14 protein-coding genes and 1 rRNA gene are annotated in these 20,030 nt (G+C 69.8%); 7 read left to right on the forward strand and 8 right to left on the reverse strand.

Annotation, left to right across the window (positions count from 1 at the left end):
- The first annotated feature begins 3 nt into the window (after positions 1-3).
- From AB0Q90_RS27890 to AB0Q90_RS27900, 3 genes are read left to right on the forward strand one after another with little or no spacing between them, the layout of a single operon-like run.
- Entirely contained in the window at positions 4-399 is a 396-nt protein-coding gene (locus tag AB0Q90_RS27890; RefSeq protein WP_363164550.1) for a DUF742 domain-containing protein, read from the forward strand.
- A 24-nt stretch (positions 400-423) separates the two neighbouring features.
- Positions 424-4,050: a hydantoinase B/oxoprolinase family protein gene (locus tag AB0Q90_RS27895; RefSeq protein WP_363164549.1), complete on the forward strand. Its 3,627-nt coding sequence runs from the start codon at positions 424-426 to the stop codon at positions 4,048-4,050.
- A complete protein-coding gene (locus AB0Q90_RS27900; protein WP_363164548.1) occupies positions 4,031-4,636 on the forward strand; it encodes an ATP/GTP-binding protein in 606 nt (201 codons plus the stop codon). The genes AB0Q90_RS27895 and AB0Q90_RS27900 overlap by 20 nt, the downstream gene beginning before the upstream one ends.
- 72 nt (positions 4,637-4,708) lie before the next feature.
- Here the strand turns inward: AB0Q90_RS27900 and glpK are convergent, their stop codons facing one another.
- From glpK to AB0Q90_RS27925, 5 genes are all read right to left on the reverse strand, one after another.
- Entirely contained in the window at positions 4,709-6,220 is a 1,512-nt protein-coding gene (glpK, locus tag AB0Q90_RS27905) for a glycerol kinase GlpK (protein WP_363164547.1), read from the reverse strand.
- A gap of 22 nt (positions 6,221-6,242) precedes the next feature.
- The gene (locus AB0Q90_RS27910) at positions 6,243-6,968 is read right to left on the reverse strand and encodes an MIP/aquaporin family protein (protein ID WP_363164546.1); all 726 of its coding nucleotides are present in this window, start codon (positions 6,966-6,968) and stop codon (positions 6,243-6,245) included.
- 501 nt (positions 6,969-7,469) lie between these two features.
- Complete coding sequence (locus AB0Q90_RS27915; protein ID WP_363164545.1) at positions 7,470-9,122, reverse strand: GGDEF domain-containing protein; 1,653 nt, start codon at positions 9,120-9,122, stop codon at positions 7,470-7,472.
- A gap of 116 nt (positions 9,123-9,238) precedes the next feature.
- Complete coding sequence (locus AB0Q90_RS27920; RefSeq protein ID WP_363164544.1) at positions 9,239-10,429, reverse strand: lipid-transfer protein; 1,191 nt, start codon at positions 10,427-10,429, stop codon at positions 9,239-9,241.
- A complete protein-coding gene (locus AB0Q90_RS27925; RefSeq protein ID WP_363164637.1) occupies positions 10,426-10,857 on the reverse strand; it encodes a zinc ribbon domain-containing protein in 432 nt (143 codons plus the stop codon). Before AB0Q90_RS27925 ends, AB0Q90_RS27920 begins: the two co-directional genes overlap by 4 nt.
- A gap of 158 nt (positions 10,858-11,015) precedes the next feature.
- Here AB0Q90_RS27925 and AB0Q90_RS27930 point away from each other — a divergent pair, with 158 nt between their 5' ends.
- On the forward strand, positions 11,016-11,549 hold the full coding sequence (locus AB0Q90_RS27930; RefSeq protein WP_363164543.1) for an NUDIX domain-containing protein: 534 nt from the start codon (positions 11,016-11,018) through the stop codon (positions 11,547-11,549).
- On the opposite strand, the gene AB0Q90_RS27935 is transcribed toward AB0Q90_RS27930, so the two are convergent.
- Positions 11,543-13,918 (reverse strand): glycoside hydrolase family 31 protein, encoded by a 2,376-nt coding sequence (locus AB0Q90_RS27935; RefSeq protein WP_363164542.1) that lies wholly within the window; start codon positions 13,916-13,918, stop codon positions 11,543-11,545. The two genes, AB0Q90_RS27930 and AB0Q90_RS27935, sit on opposite strands and share 7 nt — an antisense overlap.
- Positions 13,919-14,131: 213 nt before the next feature.
- Between AB0Q90_RS27935 and AB0Q90_RS27940 the strand changes: the two genes are divergently transcribed.
- Complete coding sequence (locus tag AB0Q90_RS27940; RefSeq protein ID WP_363164541.1) at positions 14,132-16,099, forward strand: acetoacetate--CoA ligase; 1,968 nt, start codon at positions 14,132-14,134, stop codon at positions 16,097-16,099.
- A gap of 135 nt (positions 16,100-16,234) precedes the next feature.
- On the forward strand, positions 16,235-17,128 hold the full coding sequence (locus AB0Q90_RS27945; protein WP_363164540.1) for a hypothetical protein: 894 nt from the start codon (positions 16,235-16,237) through the stop codon (positions 17,126-17,128).
- Positions 17,129-17,198: 70 nt separating this feature from the next.
- Here the strand turns inward: AB0Q90_RS27945 and ptsP are convergent, their stop codons facing one another.
- Entirely contained in the window at positions 17,199-18,869 is a 1,671-nt protein-coding gene (ptsP, locus tag AB0Q90_RS27950; protein ID WP_363164539.1) for a phosphoenolpyruvate--protein phosphotransferase, read from the reverse strand.
- A gap of 80 nt (positions 18,870-18,949) precedes the next feature.
- Positions 18,950-19,399, reverse strand: a complete 450-nt coding sequence (locus AB0Q90_RS27955; RefSeq protein WP_363164538.1) for a PTS glucose transporter subunit IIA — start codon at positions 19,397-19,399, stop codon at positions 18,950-18,952.
- Positions 19,400-19,954: 555 nt separating this feature from the next.
- Here AB0Q90_RS27955 and AB0Q90_RS27960 point away from each other — a divergent pair.
- Positions 19,955-20,030: ribosomal RNA gene (locus tag AB0Q90_RS27960) — 16S ribosomal RNA — on the forward strand; the annotation flags it as partial.

Consider the following 20,030-nt stretch of genomic DNA (forward strand, 5'->3'; position numbering starts at 1 on the left):
GACATGAGCCCAGACGGTCAGGGAAGAAGCCACTGGTTCGACGACGAGGCCGGACCGGTCGTCCGTCCGTACGCCATGACGCGCGGCCGCACCACCAGTGCGGCCCAGCACCGGCTCGACCTCATCGCGGTCGTCGTCACGGAGCGGCACGCCGACGATCCGGAAGAGGACACGACGCTGTCCCCGGAGCACGTGGACATCGTCGCGCTGTGCCGCGACGCCCCCCAGTCGATCGCCGAACTCGCCGCCGAACTCGACCTGCCCATCGGAGTGGTCCGGGTCCTCGTCGGCGACCTGGTGGACGGGGAACTCGTCCATGTGAACCGGCCGGTTCCCCCTGCGGAACTGGTGGACGAGAGTATTCTGCGCGACGTGATCAACGGCCTCCGGGCGCTGTGACCGGCGCGGAAGCGGGGTACTGACGTGACAGGCTGGCAGTTCTGGGTCGACCGAGGCGGCACCTTCACCGACATCGTCGCGCGACGCCCGGACGGCCGGCTGCTCACGCACAAGCTCCTGTCGGAGAACCCGGCGCGCTACGCCGACGCGGCCGTCGCGGGCGTATGCGCGCTGATGCAGGGCTCCGACGACCCCGTCGAGGCCGTCCGCATGGGCACCACGGTCGCCACCAACGCGCTTCTGGAACGCAAGGGCGAGCGCACCCTGCTGCTCATCACCCGCGGCTTCCGGGACGCCCTGCGCATCGCCTACCAGAACCGTCCCCGCATCTTCGCCCGCCGCATCGAACTCCCCGAGCTGCTGTACGAGCGCGTCATCGAGATCGACGAACGCATCGCCGCGGACGGCACCGTCCTGCGCGCCCCCGACCTGGAGGCACTCTCCGGGCCACTGCGCCAGGCGTACGACGACGGGATCCGCGCCGTCGCCGTGGTCTGCATGCACAGCCACCTCCACCCCGCCCACGAGCAGGCCGTCGGCCGCCTGGCCGCCCGCGCCGGCTTTCCCCAGATCTCGCTGTCCAGCGAGGTCAGCCCACTGATGAAGCTCGTCCCGCGCGGGGACACCGCCGTCGTCGACGCCTACCTCTCGCCCGTGCTGCGCCGCTACGTGCAGCACGTGGCCGACGAACTTGAGGGCGTCCGGCTGATGTTCATGCAGTCCAACGGCGGCCTCGCCGAGGCCGGACAGTTCCGTGGCAAGGACGCCATCCTGTCCGGCCCCGCCGGTGGCATCGTCGGCATGGCCCGCATGTCGCAGCTGGCCGGCTTCGACCGCGTCATCGGCTTCGACATGGGAGGCACCTCCACCGACGTCTCGCACTTCGCCGGCGAGTACGAGCGCGTCTTCACCACCCAGATCGCCGGCGTCCGGCTGCGTGCCCCCATGCTCGACATCCACACCGTCGCGGCCGGTGGCGGCTCGATCCTCCACTTCGACGGATCCCGCTACCGGGTGGGCCCCGACTCGGCGGGCGCGGACCCGGGGCCCGCCTGCTACCGCGGCGGCGGCCCGCTCGCCGTCACCGATGCCAACGTCATGCTCGGCCGCATCCAACCCGCCCACTTTCCCGAGGTGTTCGGCCCGGACGGCGACCAGCCGCTCGACGCGGAGCTCGTCCGCGACCGCTTCGCCGCCCTCGCGCGCGAGATCCGCGAGCGGACCGGCGACGACCGCACGCCCGAGCAGGTCGCCGAGGGCTACCTGCAGATCGCCGTTGCCAACATTGCCAATGCCGTGAAGCGGATCTCCGTGCAGAAGGGCCACGACGTCACCCGGTACGCCCTCACCACCTTCGGTGGTGCCGGCGGTCAGCACGCCTGCAAGGTCGCCGACTCGCTCGGCATCCGCACCGTGCTCGTGCCGCCCATGGCCGGTGTCCTCTCCGCGCTCGGCATCGGGCTCGCCGACACCACGGCCATGCGCGAACAGTCCGTCGAGGCCCCGCTGGAGGCCGCCTCGATGCCCGGCGTCCTCAAGACCGCCGACGATCTGGAGGCCGCCGCCCGCGCCGAACTCCTCGACGAGGACGTCCCCCAGGACCGTATCCAGGTCACCCGCCGCGCCCAACTCCGCTACGACGGCACCGACACCACACTCACCGTCGAGCTGACCGAGCCCGACACGATGCGCCACACCTTCGAAGAACGTCATCGAGCCACGTACTCCTTCACCCTCGATCGCCCGATCGTCGTCGAAGCCCTCTCCGTGGAAGCCACCGGCATCACACAACCCCCCGATCTCTCCGCCCTGGCCACCCACCAGGGCCGTGCCTCCGCGCCCGACACCGTCCGACTCCACACCGGCGGCACCTGGCGCGACGTACCCCTCCACCGCCGAGAGGACCTTCCTCCCGGCGAGTCCGTCATCGGCCCCGCGATCATCGCCGAGGCCGGTGCGACGACCGTCGTGGACGACGGCTGGCGGGCCGCGACGACCGACGACGGGCATCTGGTCATGGAACGCGCGGCGATTACGGAGAGTTCCGATCTCGATACGAAAGCGGATCCCGTTCTCCTTGAGGTCTTCAACAACCTCTTCATGTCCATCGCCGAACAGATGGGCGCCCGCCTGGAGTCCACGGCCCAGTCCGTCAACATCAAGGAACGCCTGGACTTCTCCTGCGCCCTGTTCGACCCGGACGGAAACCTGGTGGCCAACGCCCCGCACATCCCCGTCCACCTGGGCTCGATGGGGACGAGCGTCAAGGAGGTCATCCGGCGGCGGGGCACGCAGATGCGGCCCGGCGACACCTACGCGGTCAACGACCCGTACCACGGCGGCACGCATCTGCCCGATGTCACGGTGATCACCCCGGTCTTCGAGAGGGAGAGCACGGAGAGTCACCGGATTCTCTTCTACGTCGCCTCCCGCGGCCACCACGCCGAGATCGGCGGCATCGCCCCGGGCTCCATGCCCGCCGACAGCCGCACCATCGAGGAGGAGGGCGTCCTCTTCGACAACTGGCTCCTTGCCGAGGACGGCCGCTTCCGCGAGGAGGAGACGCTGCGCCTGCTCACCGAGGCGCCCTACCCCTCCCGCAATCCGAAGACCAACCTGGCCGACCTGCGGGCCCAGATCGCCGCCAACCAGAAGGGCGTCGACGAAGTCGCCCACATGATCGAGGACTTCGGCCTCGACGTCGTCCAGGCATACATGCGCCACGTCCAGGACAACGCGGAGGAAGCGGTCCGCCGGGTGATCGACGCCCTGGACGACGGCGAGTACGCCTACGAGACCGACTCCGGCGCCGTCATCCGGGTACGCGTGCGCGTGGACCGCGAAAAGCGCTCCGCCACCGTCGACTTCACCGGCACCTCACCCCAACTGACCACCAATTTCAACGCCCCCTTCTCGGTCGTCAACGCCGCGGTCCTGTACGTCTTCCGCACCCTGGTCGACGACGACATCCCGCTCAACGACGGCTGCCTGCGCCCCTTGAGGATCGTCGTGCCGCCCGGCTCCATGCTCGCCCCCGAGCCGCCGGCCGCGGTCGTCGCGGGCAACGTGGAGACCTCCCAGGCGATCACCGGCGCGCTCTATGCCGCGCTCGGCGTCCAGGCCGAGGGCTCCGGCACCATGAACAACGTCACCTTCGGCAACGAGCGTCACCAGTACTACGAGACCGTCGCCTCCGGATCCGGCGCGGGTGACGGCTTCCCCGGCGCGCCCGTGGTGCAGACCCACATGACCAACTCCCGGCTCACCGACCCCGAGGTCCTGGAGTGGCGACTGCCCGTACAGCTCGACGAGTTCGCCGTCCGGCGCGACAGCGGCGGGGCCGGAGCATGGCGCGGCGGCGACGGCGCCGTACGCCGCATCCGGTTCCACGAGCCCATGACCGTCTCCACACTGTCCCAGCACCGCAGGGTCCCGCCCTACGGCATGGCCGGCGGCGAACCCGGCGCGCTCGGCGCCAACCGGGTGGAGCGGGCCGACGGCACGATCACCGCACTCGACGGCAGCGACTCGGCGGACGTCGGCCCCGACGACGTCCTCGTCATCGAAACCCCCGGCGGCGGAGGCTACGGCCCACCGTCTCCCGACCCCCATCAAGCAGGAGAAGAGATCGATGATCTTCGGGCGTTCTGAGCGCGGCAAGCCTCCGGTCGAGCCCGTCACGCTCAAGATCCTTGTGGCCGGCGGCTTCGGCGTGGGCAAGACCACCCTCGTCGGCGCGGTCAGCGAGATCAGGCCGCTGCGCACCGAGGAGTTCCTCACCGAGGCCGGACGCCCGGTGGACGACACGAGCGGCGTGGAGGGCAAGCACACGACCACCGTGGCGATGGACTTCGGCCGCATCACCCTGCGCGAGGACCTCGTGCTGTACCTCTTCGGCACACCGGGCCAGGAGCGGTTCTGGTTCATGTGGGACGAACTGTCCGAGGGCGCCCTCGGAGCCGTCGTGCTCGCCGACACCCGCCGCCTGGAGGACTGCTTCGCCGCCGTCGACTATTTCGAGCGGCGCGCCATACCCTTCCTGGTCGGCGTCAACTGCTTCGAGGGATCCGCCCGTTACCCCGCCGACGACGTCCGTCAGGCCCTCGACCTCGACGACGACGTGCCGCTCGTGCTGTGCGACGCCCGCGACCGGGAGTCCGTCAAGGAAGTCCTCATCGGCGTCGTCCGGCACGCCATGGCCCACGCGGCGGACCGCCGGCAGACCGTCACCACATAGCCCCCGCGGGCACGGCCCGTACCCCCGCCGACCGGGGTACGGGCCGCAGTCCAAGCCCACGCGCGTGTGCGGCTACTCCTCGCCGTCCTCCAGCCAGCCGAAGCTCTTCTCCACCGCCTTGCGCCAGTTGCGGTACTCACGGTCCCGCACCGACGCCTCCATGGCGGGCGTCCACTCGACGTCCCTCTGCCAGTGCGCCTTGAGCTCGTCCAGGTCGTTCCACACGCCGGTCGCCAGCCCGGCTGCGTACGCGGCGCCCAGACAGGTCGTCTCGGACACCTTGGGCCGGATCACCGGCACATCGAGCACATCCGCCTGGTGCTGCATGAGCAGGTTGTTCTTCGTCATGCCGCCGTCCACCTTCAGGGTCGTGATGTGCACCCCGGAGTCCTGGTACATGGCGTCCACGACCTCCCGCGTCTGCCAGCTGGTCGCCTCCAGCACCGCGCGCGCGAGGTGCCCCTTGGTGACGTACCGCGTCAGGCCGGTGATGACGCCGCGTGCGTCGGAGCGCCAGTACGGCGCGAACAGGCCGGAGAAGGCGGGCACGATGTACGCGCCGCCGTTGTCGTCGACGCTTGCCGCCAGGGACTCGATCTCGTCGGCGGTGCGGATGATGCCGAGCTGGTCGCGGAACCACTGCACCAGCGCGCCCGTTATGGCTATTGACCCCTCCAGGCAGTAGACCGGCGCCTCACTGCCGATCTTGTACCCCATCGTCGTCAACAGCCCGCTCTTCGACGGCACCGGCCGGTTGCCGGTGTTGAGCAGCAGGAAACTGCCCGTGCCGTAGGTGTTCTTCGCCGTGCCCACGTCGTAGCAGGCCTGCCCGAACACCGCGGCCTGCTGGTCGCCCAGCGCGGAGGCGACGGGCACACCGGAGAGCTGGCCGACGGCGGTTCCGTACACCTCGGCGGAGGACTTGATCTCCGGCAGGACGGCCTCGGGCACGTTCATGGCGGACAGGATCGAGGAGTCCCACTGGAGAGTCTCCAGGTTCATCAGCATGGTGCGCCCGGCGTTCGTCACGTCGGTGACGTGGTGTCCGCCGTCCGTTCCGCCGGTGAGGTTCCAGATCAGCCAGGAGTCGATGGTGCCGAACGCGATCTCGCCGCGCTCGGCGCGGGCCCTGAGTCCGGGCACGTTGTCCAGCAGCCAGGCCGCCTTGGGGCCGGAGAAGTAGCTGGCCAGCGGCAGCCCTGTCTGCTCGCGGAAACGGTCCTGCCCGTCCGAGCCGCCGAGTTGGTTGCACAGCGCCGAGGTTCGGGTGTCCTGCCACACGATCGCGTTGTGCACGGGCTTGCCCGTCGCGCGGTCCCACAGGACCGTCGTCTCACGCTGGTTGGTGATGCCGAGCGCGCTGAGCTGGTCGGCGCGCAGTCCGGCCTTGGCGATCGCCCCGGCTACCACCGCCTGCACCTTGGACCAGATCTCGGTGGCGTCGTGCTCCACCCAGCCCGGCTTGGGGAAGATCTGGCGGTGCTCGCGCTGGTCGACGGCGACGATCGCGCCGTCCTGGTTGAAGATGATGCAGCGGCTGGAGGTGGTGCCCTGGTCGATAGCGGCGACGAACTTGTCCGTCATGACGTCCCCTTCGTCGGTTCCTTCAGAAGGCTGCGTTGAAGATGAGCCCGGACAGCGCCCCGCCGATCAGCGGTCCCACTACCGGAATCCACGCGTAACCCCAGTCCGAGGTGCCCTTGTTGGGGATCGGAAGGATGGCGTGCGTAATCCGCGGGCCCAGGTCGCGGGCCGGGTTGATCGCGTATCCCGTGGGACCGCCGAGCGACAGACCGATGCCGACCACCAGGAACGAGACGATCAGGATCGCGGTACCGGACTCCCCGAGCCCCTTGGTCAGTCCGAAGGCCAGGATGGGCAGCACCAGGCCCACGGTCGCGATGATCTCGGTGATGAGGTTCGCCACGGGATTGCGGATCGCGGGCGCCGTGGAGAAGATCCCGAGCGTCGGCTGGGCCTTGTCCTCCTCGGCGTTGGCCTGGAACTGCGCGTAGTAGACCAGCCAGCACAGCACCGCGCCGAGGATCGCGCCGACCATCTGCCCGGCCACATAGATGTGCACCTTGTCCCACTCGTCGGTGTCGATGGCGATGCCCAGGGTCACCGCGGGGTTGAGATGCCCGCCGGACAGCGGGCGGGCGGTGTACGCCCCGGCCATCACGCCGAATCCCCAGCCGAACGCGATGACGACCCAGCCGGCGTCCTTCGCCTTGGAGTAGTTCAGTACGACGGCGGCGACGACTCCGGCGCCGAAGAGAATCAGGATCGCGGTACCGATGACTTCACCGAGGAAGATGTCTCCGTTGCTCATGGCGGCTCCTAGGCCCTGGGCCGGGAGCATCGACCCCCGGTCCTCCGTGCAGGGTGCGTTTCCCACGGCGACTTCAGCCGAAGGCAGGGAGGTCCCGCGCCCCGCCCGGCGTCCGTGACGAGCGTGCCGTCGTCGTCGCATCGCCCCGTGGGGGAGCGGGCCCCGGATCAGACGGGGCCCCCGCAGCGCAGAGTGCCTGGTACGCCGAGAATGTACGGCGATGTCGACTGACACCGGAAGTGTTCACCGACGTCCCAAGGGCGTCAAGGTCGCGGACGGCAACGGTTGTCGGCACACCCGCGCGTGCCCATCGTTTGGATCATCCGGTCGTTGAACAGTGCCGCTTGACCGAACTGTCGTGCGGCGAAGCAGACCAGGGGCGGGGATACAGCCGGGTCGCCGTGCGTGCCGGCGGCGCCGGTCGAGGGAAGAGCGGGGTGACGTCGGACGGCCGCGGCGGGGTGGGACGTTCACAGCGGTGATGCTGCCGGCAGCCTGACTTCAGCCTCTTCCCGGCTCCATCACCGCGCACTGCGCCTGCGGAGCCGACGCCCCTGCCCCGCGACGGACTTCGTGTCCCGGCAGCCCGGCGCGCCCGAGCACCCAACTGGCCCCGCGCAACGCCTTCGCGGCCTGCTTCAGCGGTGCCAGACAGGCGGCGGCCTCCCGGTGATCGCGCACGCTTCCCGGCATGCACAGGACAGTGGCCAACGACAACGTGACGGAGCGCCCGCCCGCCGACCAGGGCGCGTCCAACACGGTCGAGGCCACCGGATCCATCCCTTCCGGATCTGCCAGGACCAGGAAGTCGTCACCTCCGATGTGTCCCACGCTGGTGCTTCCGGACGCCGATTGCCGAAGGACCTGCCCCACGGACCGGATCAACTCGTCGCCCGCGGCGAATCCGGCGCCGTCGTTGACCTGCTTGAAGTGATCGACGTCCAGCCAACTGAGGGCGAACGTCCGTCCGTCCGCGATCCGCCGGTCCACCTCACCGGTGATCGCGTCCGAACCGGGCAGCCGCGTCAGCGGATTGAGCCCGGCCGCCTCCTCGACCCGGGTCTCGGCCAGCGCCCGCACGAGATCCGCGAGCCGCACGACGCCTACGCACCGGCCGTACCGGTCGACCACCGCCACGTCGTCCGACGTCCGGTCCCGGCCGCCGATCGCGACCACGTCCAGGACTTCCCAGGCGGTGGCATCGACCCCCACCGTCCGGGGCGGGTCGCCGAGCTTGAACGCGGGCCGGTCGGCGTACAGGGCGTGGCCGAAGCGTCCCGACATCGACAACAGGAAGCGCGACCGGTGCACCGACCGCACCGGCATTCCGCGCGCGTCCACCAGCAGGACCCCGGACACGTCCGGCGACCCCGTCAGCAGCGCCCGCACCTGCCCCGCGGAGGCGGTGGCGGGCAGCAGCGCGGCGGGTCGTACGAACTGCCGCACCGCCGGCCCCGACCGCGGCGGCACACTGCCGACGGGGGAGCGGGGCGGAACGTATACGTCCGCCGCAGGCAGCCGAGTCGGCGGCGCGAACAGCTCACCCTGCGCCAGTTGCGCTCCGGCGGACAGCGCCGCCGCACACTGCAGTTCGGTCTCCACGCCCTCGACGCACAGCAGGGCCCCCAGCTGGTCGCACAGCGTCCGCATCGCCCGCACCGCCGGCGACCGCGCGAGCAGCGACGCGTCGAGCTTCACCAGATCGGGCGCCATGTCGACGAGCAGCCGCAGGGGTACGTCACCGTCCCCGACGCCGTCCGCGCTGATCCGGAAGCCCTGCTCCCGCAACGCGGCCACCGCCTCCAGAAGCGCCTGCTGCGGCACGTGCGTGTACGGCGGACCGACGTCGAGCGTCACCTCCCAGGGCATCCTCCCCGCCTGCCGCACCGCGTCGTACAGCGTGGCGAGCCCGCCGAGGTCGGCGAGGGTGCCGGCGAACACGTTGACGTGCAGTGGCAGCAGTGTCTCCTTGTGGGCCGCCGCACGCACCGCCGACACGGCCAGCCCGCCGTCGAGTTCGGGATCGCGCCGGGCTTCGGCCAGGATGTCGCCGGTCTCCGGGCGGGCAAGAATCTCCAGCCCGGCCACCCCGCCGGTCGTCAGGTTGACCACCGGTTGGAAGGCGAAGCGGAGAGTGTCCGACCAGGAGCGCACGGGAGCATGATGGCGTTCCTGTCGTGCGCCCGAGTGCAGTTCATGAGACGTTCACGCAGGATTCCGGGGTGGTCACGCACGGTGGAGATCCCTGCTCGCGGCCCGTTTCCCCTCGCTCACCGCACGGCGATCACCGCCGACCCGTGCCCGAACAGCCCTTGATTCGCCGTGATGCCCACGCTCGCCCCCACGATCTGGCGGCCGCCCGCGTCTCCGCGCAACTGCCAGGCCAGCTCGCAGACCTGAGCGACAGCCTGGGCGGGAACGGCCTCGCCGAAGGAGGCGAGCCCGCCGCTGGCATTCACGGGTATGCGCCCGCCCGGGCCCGTCGCGCCCTCTCTCAACAACTTCGCCGCCTCCCCCTCTCCGCACAGCCCCAGGTCCTCGTACCACTGCAGCTCCAGTGCGGTGGACAGGTCGTAGACCTCCGCCAGGCCAAGATCCTCGGGACCGACGCCCGCCTCCTCGTACGCGGCACGCGCGATGGACGCCCGGAACGTCTCGCCGGCGGGCTCCACGGCCGCAGCGGAGTCCGTCGCGATGTCCGGCAGGTCGAGCACGGTGGTGGGGTAGCGAGGAGTCACCGTGGACACCGCCCGGATCCGCACCGGCTCCGCCGCACCGTGCCGACGCGCGAAGTCCATGCTGGACAGCACCAGTGCCGCCCCGCCGTCCGAGGTCGCGCAGATGTCCAGAAGCCGCAGCGGATCGGCGACGACGGCGGAGGCGGCCACCTCCTCCGCTGTGACCCGCTTGCGGTAGCGCGCGTACGGGTTCAGCGCCCCCATGGCCGAGTTCTTCACTTTGACCTGCGCGAAGTCCTCGGGCGTGTCCCCGTGCAGGGCCATGCGACGACGGGCGTACAGCCCGAAGTACGTCGGGTTGGTCGCCCCGAGGATCCGAAAGCGCTGCCAGTCGGGATCGTCGGGCCGATCTCCTCCCGCAGGCCGGAAGAACCCTTTGGGAGCGGCGTCGGCACCCACGACGAGCACCGTCTCGGCCAGACCCGCCAGGATCTGGGCCCGCGCGGTGCTGATGGCCTGCGCCCCGGAGGCACACGCCGCGTACACGCTCGTGACCCGGGCGCCCTGCCAGCCCAGGGTCTTGGCGAAGGTCGCGCCGGCGACATACCCCGGATAGCCGCCACGCACGGTGTCCGCACCGACGACCGATCCGATGTCCCGCCAGTCCAACTCCGCGTCGGCGAGCGCCGCTCGGGCGGCTGCCGCTCCGTACTCGACGAAGCTGCGCCCCCACTTGCCCCAGGGGTGCATGCCCGCCCCGAGTACTGCCACATCCTGCGTCATGCCGTCACCGTCCCCCCCGTCGGCCGCCAGTGCCAGGTCGTCCAGACCGTCTCCGCGTCCTCGTGGAGCACTCCGGGCACGACCTCGACCTCCATGCCCACCGTCAGCTCGGCGACGGTGACATCGGGAACCGCCTGTCCCAGCACCACCAGGCGCTCGGCCTCCAGCTCCACAGCGATCAACGCGTACGGCTCCCACGGAAGTTCCGGATCCGTCACATAGGGTGACGGAGGCCGGTAGCGGCTGTCCGTGTAGGACCAGACGCGCCCCCGCCGGGAGAGCGCAAGCTCCTCCAGGTTGCCGCCCGGGCAGCCCGGATTGCGGCAGTGCGTGTCCTCGCGTGGGAAGAAGACCGACGCGCATGCCGAACACCGCGTCCCGAGAAGCCTGAAGTCGTCCTCTTCCTCGGTGAACCATCCGGCCATCACAGGCGTGCGTGTACGCGACAAGTTCCCTCCCCGGAGCCATATCTGACGGAACGTCAGAAGTCTGCCACGGGTGTCCGGGAATGGGCAGACCGTGCCGTCGCCCGGTAGTGACCCGCCCCCGGAAGCCGCCCCTCCGCCGATCGGATACAGTCCGCCGCGTGTCCGAAACTCAGCACTCCACCCCCAACTCCGCGCCCGACTCCCACTGTTCGAGCTGCGGAGCGCCCTTTGGAGAGGGCGTAGCCGGCTGGCCCCGCACTTGCCCGGTCTGCGGCACCGTTGCCTACCGCAACCCACTGCCCGTCGCGATCGCACTCCAGCCGGTGTACGACACGAAGGGCACCGCCCTCGTCGTCATCACCCGCACCATCGCCCCCGCGCGCGGGGGCATCGCACTGCCCGGCGGTTACATCGACGACCGTGAGGACTGGCGGCAGGCCGTCGTCCGCGAACTCAAGGAGGAGACGGGCATCGACGCGGCAAGCCGCGACGTACGACTCGTCGACGCGATGAGCTCGCCCGACGGCCACCTGCTGCTGTTCGGGCTGCTCCCGGAACGGCCGGCCGAAGGCCTCCCGCCGTCCGCGGAGACGAACGAGACGGAAGGCTGGCACCTCCTGCGCCGACCGGAGGAGCTCGCCTTCCCCCTGCACACAGTGGCCGTACGGGCCTGGTTCGACGGCCGCTACTGAGCCCGGCGCTCAGCCAGCCCGCGTACGCGCACCGGGTGGGGCGGCCGGCTCACACCGCCCTCACCCTCCCGCTCCACTACCACCCGCTCACCCTGCCAGCGGGCGACGTACCGCTCGATCTCCGGCTCGGCCCACCCGTCGCCCGCGTCCGACACGACCAGCCCGCCCCCGGACCGCCCGCGCGCGGGCGCCCAGACCTCCAGTTCCAGCTCGCCGTCCTCCCCACGCACCGGGACGACGGCGCCCGCGCGCGCGAGCACCGGAATGCGAGACAGGGGCGCATCGACGAGCACCTGCCCCGGCCCCTCGTACACCTGCTCCGTCGCCGTGTCGTACCAGCGCCCCCGCGGCAGCTGCACCGCACGCCGGTCCGCGCCCGGATCCAGCACCGGAGCGACCAACAGACAGTCGCCCAGCAAGAACGCGTCCTCACAGTCGCGCAGGGCACGATCCTCGGGCGCACCCCACCACAACGGCCGCACATAGGGCGCCCCCGTGCGCCGCGCCAGATGCGCCAGCGTCAGGAAGTACGGCAGCAACCGCCGCCGCTCCAGAAGCACCACGCGCGCATGCTCCAGCACATGGGCACCGAACTCCCACGGCTCCCTGCGTCCCGCCCGAAGGCTCGCATGCGTACGGAACAGGGGCAGGTACGCACCCAGTTGGAACCACCGCAGATACAGCTCGGGAGACGGACTCCCGTCGAACCCACCCACGTCCGGCCCGGAGTACGGCACCCCGCACAGCCCGAGCCCCATGACCAGCGACAGCGAGGCGCGCAGCCCCGGCCAGCCCGTCGCGACATCGCCCGACCAGGTGCCTCCGTAGCGCTGCATGCCCGCCCAGCCGGAACGGGAGAAGACGAAGGGCCGGTCCTCGGGGGCCAGCTCGCGCAACCCCTCGTACGCCGCCCTGGCCATGGAGAGCGCGTACACGTTGTGGCCCTCGCGGTGATCACCGCCCCGCCCCTCCAGCGAGTGCCGGGCAGACCGCGGCAACGTCGACTCCCCGAAGGCGGTGAACGACGTCGGCTCGTTCATGTCGTGCCAGAAGCCGGCGAACCCCTGGGCGAGCCGTTCCTCGTAGAGACCGCCCCACCACTGCCGCACGCGCGCGTGGGTGAAGTCCGGATAAACCGCTTCCCCCGGCCAGACGACCCCCGTGACGAGCTGCCCCGAAGCGTCGCGGACGAACGCGTCCTCCGCGCTGCCGCTGTCGTACACCGCGTTTCCCGGGGCGGCCTTGACCGCCGGGTCGACGATCGACACCATCCGGATCCCGTCCCGCCGGAGTTCCTCGGCGAGCTGGGGCAGTTTGGGGAACCGTTCCTGGTCGACGGTGAACACTTGATGGCCGTCGTAGTGATCGATGTCCAGGTGCACCGCGTCCAGCGGAAGCTCACGCTCCTGATACCCCGAAACGATCCGCCGCACCTCCTGCTCACTGCCGAAGCCCCAGCGGGCATGGTGGTGACCGAGCGCCCACGCGGGCGGCAGCGCGGGTGCACCGGTGAGCGAAGCCCAGGTGAGCAGCACGCGCGCGGGAGTGCCGACCATCACCCAACAACGCAGCGGCCCGCCCTCCATCCGCACCTCGGACATCCCCGCCCGGTCGTGCCCGGAACCGGCCCCCTCCTCGCCCTCCCGCAGTATCACCGTGCCGTCCCACGAGGTGTCGTGGAACACCAGGTGCGTGGCCGCGTCCGCCACGACCACCTGCACCGGCATCGTGATGTAGAGCGGATCGTCGTCCGGCCCGAACGCATGGCCGGGGTCGGTGTTCCACAGCCGGTACGTTCCGTTGCGCAGCCGTGGTCCCGAAGCCCGCCCCCCGAGCCCGAAGAAGCGCGCGTCCGCGGCCACCTCCGACCGCTGCATCCAGCGCGCCGGCCCACCGTCCACCGGCTCCCACCATCGTGGCGGGAGATCACGGCGCAGCGTCACGCCACCGGGCGTACGCACCTCGACGGCGCCGTGCCGCGAGACAACGACCGTCACCCGTTCGGCCACCACCCGCCAGCCACCGTCCTTGTCCGGCTCCAGCACCGCCCTGGGATCCGGCTGCGGGCACCGCCCGGCCAGCGCATAGGACGGCTCGGGGTCCGCACCGTCCCAGCCCCAGAACACGGCCCCGTTCACCGCCACCGTGATGCGCAGCCGGGCGCGGCTGAACCGGACGAGGCCACCGCCCGGTCCGGGCTCCACCTCCTGCACGGGCCCCGGCACGCGCGCGCGTTCGGCCCTCCGCGGCGGCAGCCCGGCGGCATCGGCACGCCTCCTGCGCCACGCCGCCCGTACGGTCCGCAACCTCTGGACCGCCCCCGCAGAGGCGACCACCTTCATCGAACGCACCAGGTCACGACCGTCCATGCTGCTCAGCCTGCCACTGCCCGCCCTACACATGGGTGCCGTTCAACTGCCGTTCACCCGTGCTGGGACCACATCTTCACGACACGGACTATGTGAGGCGGACCCTGGTGTAGAAGTCGATCACATGGCATCGTCCGTGTCAGCCGCGTCACGCGCACACCCACGCCCGTGCGCGGAAGACGCACACGACGCGCACAGTCCGGGAGCCGCCCCATGTCGACCGTGAACCCCCAGCCGCTCTGGCAGCCGGAACCGGCACGCATCGCCCAGGCACAGGTCACGAAGTTCCAGGCCTGGGCGGCCGAACACCACGGCGCACCCTCCGCAGGAGGCTATGCGGCACTGCACCGCTGGTCCGTGGACGAACTGGACACCTTCTGGGAAGCCGTCACGCAGTGGTTCGACGTACGGTTCTCGACGCCCTACGCGCGCGTACTGGGCACCCGCACGATGCCCGGTGCCCAGTGGTTCCCCGGGGCCACCCTGAACTACGCCGAGCACGCACTCCGCGCAGCCGCGACCCGCGCGGAGGAACCGGCACTGCTCCACGTCGACGAAACCCATGATCCGACCCCCGTGACCTGGTCCGAACTGCGCCGCCAGGTGGGCTCACTCGCCGCCGAACTCCGCGCCCTCGGGGTACGTCCGGGAGACCGCATCAGCGGCTACCTCCCGAACATCCCGCAGGCCGTCGTCGCCCTCCTCGCCACGGCCGCCGTCGGCGGCGTGTGGACCTCCTGCGCCCCCGACTTCGGCGCCCGCAGCGTCCTCGACCGCTTCCAGCAGGTCGAACCGGTCGTCCTGTTCACCGTCGACGGCTACCGCTACGGCGGCAAGGAACACGACCGCCGCGACATCGTCGCCGAACTCCGCCGCGAACTGCCCACCCTGCGCGCCGTCGTCCATATCCCCGTCCTCGGCACCGAAGCCCCCGAAGGCGCCCTGGAATGGTCGGCCCTCACCGCCGCCGACACGGAACCCGTCTTCGAGCAGGTCCCCTTCGACCACCCCCTGTGGGTGCTCTACTCCTCCGGCACGACCGGCCTGCCCAAGGCCATCGTCCAGTCCCAGGGCGGCATCCTCGTCGAGCACCTCAAGCAACTCGGCCTGCACTGCGACCTCGGCCCCGAGGACACGTTCTTCTGGTACACGTCAACCGGCTGGATGATGTGGAACTTCCTCGTCTCCGGCCTCCTCACCGGCACCACGATCGTCCTCTACGACGGCAGCCCCGGTTACCCGGACACCGGCGCCCAGTGGCGCATCGCCGAACGCACGGGCGCCACCCTCTACGGCACCTCCGCCGCATACGTCATGGCCTGCCGCAAGGCCGACGTACACCCGGCACGCGACTTCGACCTGTCGAAGGTGACGTGCGTGGCCACCACCGGATCACCGCTGCCGCCCGACGGATTCCGCTGGCTGCACGACGAGGTCCGGGACGACCTGTGGATCGCATCCGTCAGCGGAGGCACCGACGTCTGCTCCTGCTTCGCGGGAGCCGTACCGACCCTCCCCGTGTACATCGGCGAGCTTCAGGCACCCGGCCTCGGCACCGACCTGCAGTCCTGGGACCCGAGCGGCAAGCCCCTCACCGACGAGGTGGGCGAGCTCGTCGTCACCAATCCCATGCCCTCGATGCCCATCCACTTCTGGAACGACCCCGACGGCAGCCGCTACCACGACAGCTACTTCGACACCTACCCCGGTGTGTGGCGCCACGGAGACTGGATCACCGTCACCTCCCGCGGCTCCGTCGTCATCCACGGCCGCTCCGACTCGACGCTCAACCGCCAGGGCGTGCGCATGGGCTCGGCCGACATCTACGAGGCCGTCGAGCGACTGCCCGAGATCAAGGAATCCCTCGTCATCGGCATCGAACAGCCCGACGGGGGCTACTGGATGCCGCTCTTCGTCCACCTCGTTCCCGGAGCTGTCCTCGACGAGGCCCTGCTGAACCGCATCAAGCAGACCATCCGCGAACAGCTCTCCCCGCGTCACGTCCCCGACGAGGTCATCGAGGTACCCGGCATCCCGCACACCCTCACGGGAAAGCGCATCGAGGTACCGGTCAAGCGCCTCCTCCAGGGCACCCCCCTGGAAAAGGCCGTCAACCCCGGCTCCATCGACAACCTCGACCTGCTGCACTTCTACGAGGACCTCGCCCGCAAGCGCGACTGATCCCCAGGTCCGGCACAACACCCCCGGCCTGACCTCGAACCACGGAGCGTGGAGGGAAAAGTTCGAGGTCAGGCCCATTGTCAGTGCGCCCGGTTACTGTGAGTGAGCATTGATCGACTGTGCACAGGGGGAAAGATGGCGTACACCGACCACCAGACCATGCGACGCGTCCTGCGCCGCGAAATCGCCGGCACCATCGGCCTGCTGGCCGACGAGCACGACTTCCGTGCCATGCGGTGCTATCGCAGCTTCACCTTCGACGACCACACCACCTACCTCAAACAGGTCGAGGCCCTCCTCAGGACCCGAGCCTCCCAGGGCAGCCACACGACAGTGGCCCTCTTCGACCCACAGGAGTACGCCGAGTTCTGCACCGACACCGGTCTGAACCCCGACATCCCGTCGAGCCGCACACGCTTCACCGCCGAACTCGCCACCACAGGCCCCAGCCTCCCCTACGAAGGCCAGCCCCTGGCCGACCTCGTTCCCGCCCTCATCGACGAGGCAGTCCGCCAAGCCACGTGGGAGTACGCCTCCACACTCCTGGCCCACCTCGGCGCCTGCGCAACCTGCGGCGAGGACATCGGCCGCGCGGCCTTCACCCGGGCCTCGTCCTTGCTCGTCCGTATCCTCGACACCGCCCAGCCCGGCCACCGACACCTCGTCTGCAGTGTCACCAGCAATCCCGAACCGCTCGTCTCCGTCCTGCACGCCGACCAGGACGCCGACGGCACCACACAACTCGACGAGGCCGAGGCCCTCGAATTCACCACGGTGCTCGCCCTGGGCATCGCCACCCAGAGCGCCGGCGGACTCGTCATGCGCACCAGCACCTCTGGCACCACCGACCGCATCTACGGCTGGCGCCTACGCGGAAACGGGCTGGAACCCCTCACCGCCGGCGAGGTCTTCGACGCCTACTGCACCGACATCGATTCCGGTGACCTCATCTCCCCGGAATCGAACGTGGACTACACCGTCCCACCGGACCTCGGCGAGCAAGGGACGATGCCCGGCCACCACCACTGAACGCAAAGGGGCGCCCCACCCGAAAGCGGAGCGCCCCTCTTAATACAGCCTGATGCTGTGCGGTTGCCGACTACTCGCCGGACAGCACCGCCTGAGCGGCATTGCGCGCCTCTTCGGCACTGTCCGCCGCCCGGGCGGCAGCCGCTGCGCGCTCACACTGCGCCAGCGTGTACTTCGCCAGGGTCGCCCGCACATAGGGAATCGACGCCGACCCCATAGAAAGGGAGGTGACACCCAGACCGGTCAGCACACAAGCGAGCAGCGGGTCGGACGCCGCCTCGCCACACACACCACAGCTCTTGCCCTCGGCCTTGGCCGCCTCGGCGGACATCGCCACCAGGTCGAGCAGCGCCGGCTGCCACGGATCCTGCAGCCGGGACACCGCGCCCACCTGACGGTCGGCAGCGAAGGTGTACTGCGCGAGGTCGTTCGTCCCCAGGGACAGGAACTCGACCTCCTGCAGAATCGACCGTGCCCGCAGCGCGGCCGACGGAATCTCGACCATCGCACCGAACTTCGCCTGAAGCCCGGCTGCACGGCACGCGTCCGCGAACGCCTTGGCGTCGGTACGGTCCGCCACCATCGGCGCCATGACCTCAAGGTAGACCGGCAGACCCTCGGCCGCCTTGGCCAGCGCCGTCAGCTGAGTGCGCAGAACCTCCGGGTGGTCGAGCAGCGTCCGCAGACCACGCACGCCCAGCGCCGGATTCGGCTCGTCGCCCGGGGTGAGGAAGTCCAGAGGCTTGTCCGCACCAGCGTCCAGCACCCGCACGACGACTCGGCCCTCGGGGAAGGCCTCCAGGACCTGACGGTAGGCCTCGACCTGCTTCTCCTCCGACGGCGCCTTCTTGCTGTCGTCGAGGAAAAGGAACTCCGTGCGGAAGAGACCAACACCTTCGGCTCCGGCCTCGACAGCAGCCGGCACGTCGGACGGGCCCCCGACATTGGCCAGCAGCGGCACCTTGTGGCCATCAGCCGTGGCACCCGGACCCGTCGAAGCAGCCAGCGCCGCCTTGCGCTCCGCGGCCGCAGCCTCCAGCCGTGCCTTCTTCTCCTCGCTCGGGTTCACGAAGATTTCGCCAGTGCTGCCGTCGACGGCGATCATCGTGCCCTCGGCCAGTTCACCGGCACCGGGCAGCGCCACGACCGCCGGAACACCGAGCGCCCGCGCCAGAATCGCGCTGTGGCTGGTCGGCCCACCCTCCTCGGTGACGAAGCCGAGCACCAGAGTCGGATCCAGCAGAGCCGTGTCGGCCGGCGCAAGGTCACGCGCCACCAGGACATAGGGCTCGTCGCTGTCGGGCACGCCCGGCATCGGCACCCCGAGCAGACGCGCGACGATACGATTCCGCACGTCGTCAAGGTCGGCCACACGGCCGGCCAGGTACTCACCGGCGCCGGCCAGCAGCTCGCGGTACGCGGCGAACGCGTCGTACACCGCGCGCTCGGCCGTGCTGCCGACGGCAATGCGTCGGTCCACGTCCGCCATGAGTTCGGGATCCTGGGCCATCATGGCCTGGGCTTCGAGCACCGCCTGGGCTTCGCCCCCCGCCAGATTGCCGCGCGCAATCAGGTCGGCTGCCACAGCCTCCACAGCCTTGCGGGCGCGCCCCTGTTCACGCTCCGCCTCCTCCGCCGGGATCTGCTTGGCCGGCGGTTCCAGGACCGCCGTTCCCATGTGCCGAACCTCGCCGATCGCCACACCGTGACTCACGCCGACGCCTCGCAGCGTTGTCTCCATCTCACCCGTCTCCGATAGTGCGGCGGGTCCCGCCGCCGCGGTGGTTGTCCGTTGCTTGCCGTCTGAGGACGGCACTGACGTCACTTCCAGGCGAAGAGACTGTCGCCCGCCTTCACATCACCGTCGTCGCGGAGATCGGCAAGGGCCTCGGCGGTGGCCTCAAGCGCGACGATGGGGCAGACCGGAGACTTTCCGGCGGCCTCGACGGCGGCCGGGTCCCAGCGAACGATTGCCTGACCGCGGGTCACGGTGTCGCCCTTGTTCACCAGCAGCTCGAAGCCCTCGCCATTGAGCTGCACGGTGTCGATACCCAGGTGGGTGAGGACGCCATGTCCCTGCTCGTCCACTACTACGAAGGCATGCGGGTGGAGGGAAACGATGACTCCGTCCACGGGTGCGACGGCCTCGGAGGGCTCACGCACGGGGTCGATCGCTGTACCCGGGCCGACCATGGCCCCGGAGAAGACCGGATCAGGCACTGCCGCCAGTCCGATGGCGCGTCCTGCAAGCGGGGACGTCACGGTGGTCATGGGAAGCCTCCCAGGGGTGGAGATTCATATGGGCCGTCACTACCTGTCCCGGACGGCGCACTGTTCAGCAGGGTATGTCATAGGTAGTACCGGTTCCGCACGGAGAGCTTCCGTTTGGTGGTCTAGACCATAACCCCAATCGATTTGCACCCGCTCTGCGGCCCCGTGTACAGTCGTACTCCTGCTTGAGGCTGAGCGACGCAACCAAGCGTCCTTGCCTGGCAGCACCCAACTTGTCAGATCCTATCTCGGGGTCACCTTCTGCATGCCCGCAGGATGGTGGTCAGAGGGCCGGAAAAACCCTGATAGAGTTTGGAACACCGAAGGGAAGCGCCCGGAGGAAAGCCCGAGAGGGTGAGTACAAAGGAAGCGTCCGTTCCTTGAGAACTCAACAGCGTGCCAAAAATCAACGCCAGATTAGTTGATACCCCGTCTCCGGCCATCAGGTCGGGGCGAGGTTCCTTTGAAAAACACAGCGAGGACGCTGTGAACGGTCGGGCCTATTCCGCCCGACTGTTCCGCTCTCGTGGTGTTGCACCGGATTACCGGTAAACATTCACGGAGAGTTTGATCCTGGCTCAGGACGAACGCTGGCGGCGTGCTTAACACATGCAAGTCGAACGATGAAGCC

The organism is Streptomyces sp. NPDC079141, from assembly GCF_040686775.1.
In the GTDB taxonomy this organism is placed as follows: Bacteria; Actinomycetota; Actinomycetes; order Streptomycetales; family Streptomycetaceae; genus Streptomyces.

What these genes read in the sequence shown, in the direction of transcription:
- AB0Q90_RS27890 (WP_363164550.1), top strand. Translation starts at nt 4, where the DNA reads ATGAGCCCAGACGGTCAGGGAAGAAGCCACTGGTTCGACGACGAGGCC.
- AB0Q90_RS27900 (WP_363164548.1), top strand. Translation starts at nt 4,031, where the DNA reads ATGATCTTCGGGCGTTCTGAGCGCGGCAAGCCTCCGGTCGAGCCCGTC.
- glpK (WP_363164547.1), bottom strand. Translation starts at nt 6,220, where the DNA reads ATGACGGACAAGTTCGTCGCCGCTATCGACCAGGGCACCACCTCCAGC.
- AB0Q90_RS27910 (WP_363164546.1), bottom strand. Translation starts at nt 6,968, where the DNA reads ATGAGCAACGGAGACATCTTCCTCGGTGAAGTCATCGGTACCGCGATC.
- AB0Q90_RS27920 (WP_363164544.1), bottom strand. Translation starts at nt 10,429, where the DNA reads ATGACGCAGGATGTGGCAGTACTCGGGGCGGGCATGCACCCCTGGGGC.
- AB0Q90_RS27935 (WP_363164542.1), bottom strand. Translation starts at nt 13,918, where the DNA reads ATGGACGGTCGTGACCTGGTGCGTTCGATGAAGGTGGTCGCCTCTGCG.
- AB0Q90_RS27940 (WP_363164541.1), top strand. Translation starts at nt 14,132, where the DNA reads ATGTCGACCGTGAACCCCCAGCCGCTCTGGCAGCCGGAACCGGCACGC.
- AB0Q90_RS27945 (WP_363164540.1), top strand. Translation starts at nt 16,235, where the DNA reads ATGGCGTACACCGACCACCAGACCATGCGACGCGTCCTGCGCCGCGAA.
- ptsP (WP_363164539.1), bottom strand. Translation starts at nt 18,869, where the DNA reads ATGGAGACAACGCTGCGAGGCGTCGGCGTGAGTCACGGTGTGGCGATC.
- AB0Q90_RS27955 (WP_363164538.1), bottom strand. Translation starts at nt 19,399, where the DNA reads ATGACCACCGTGACGTCCCCGCTTGCAGGACGCGCCATCGGACTGGCG.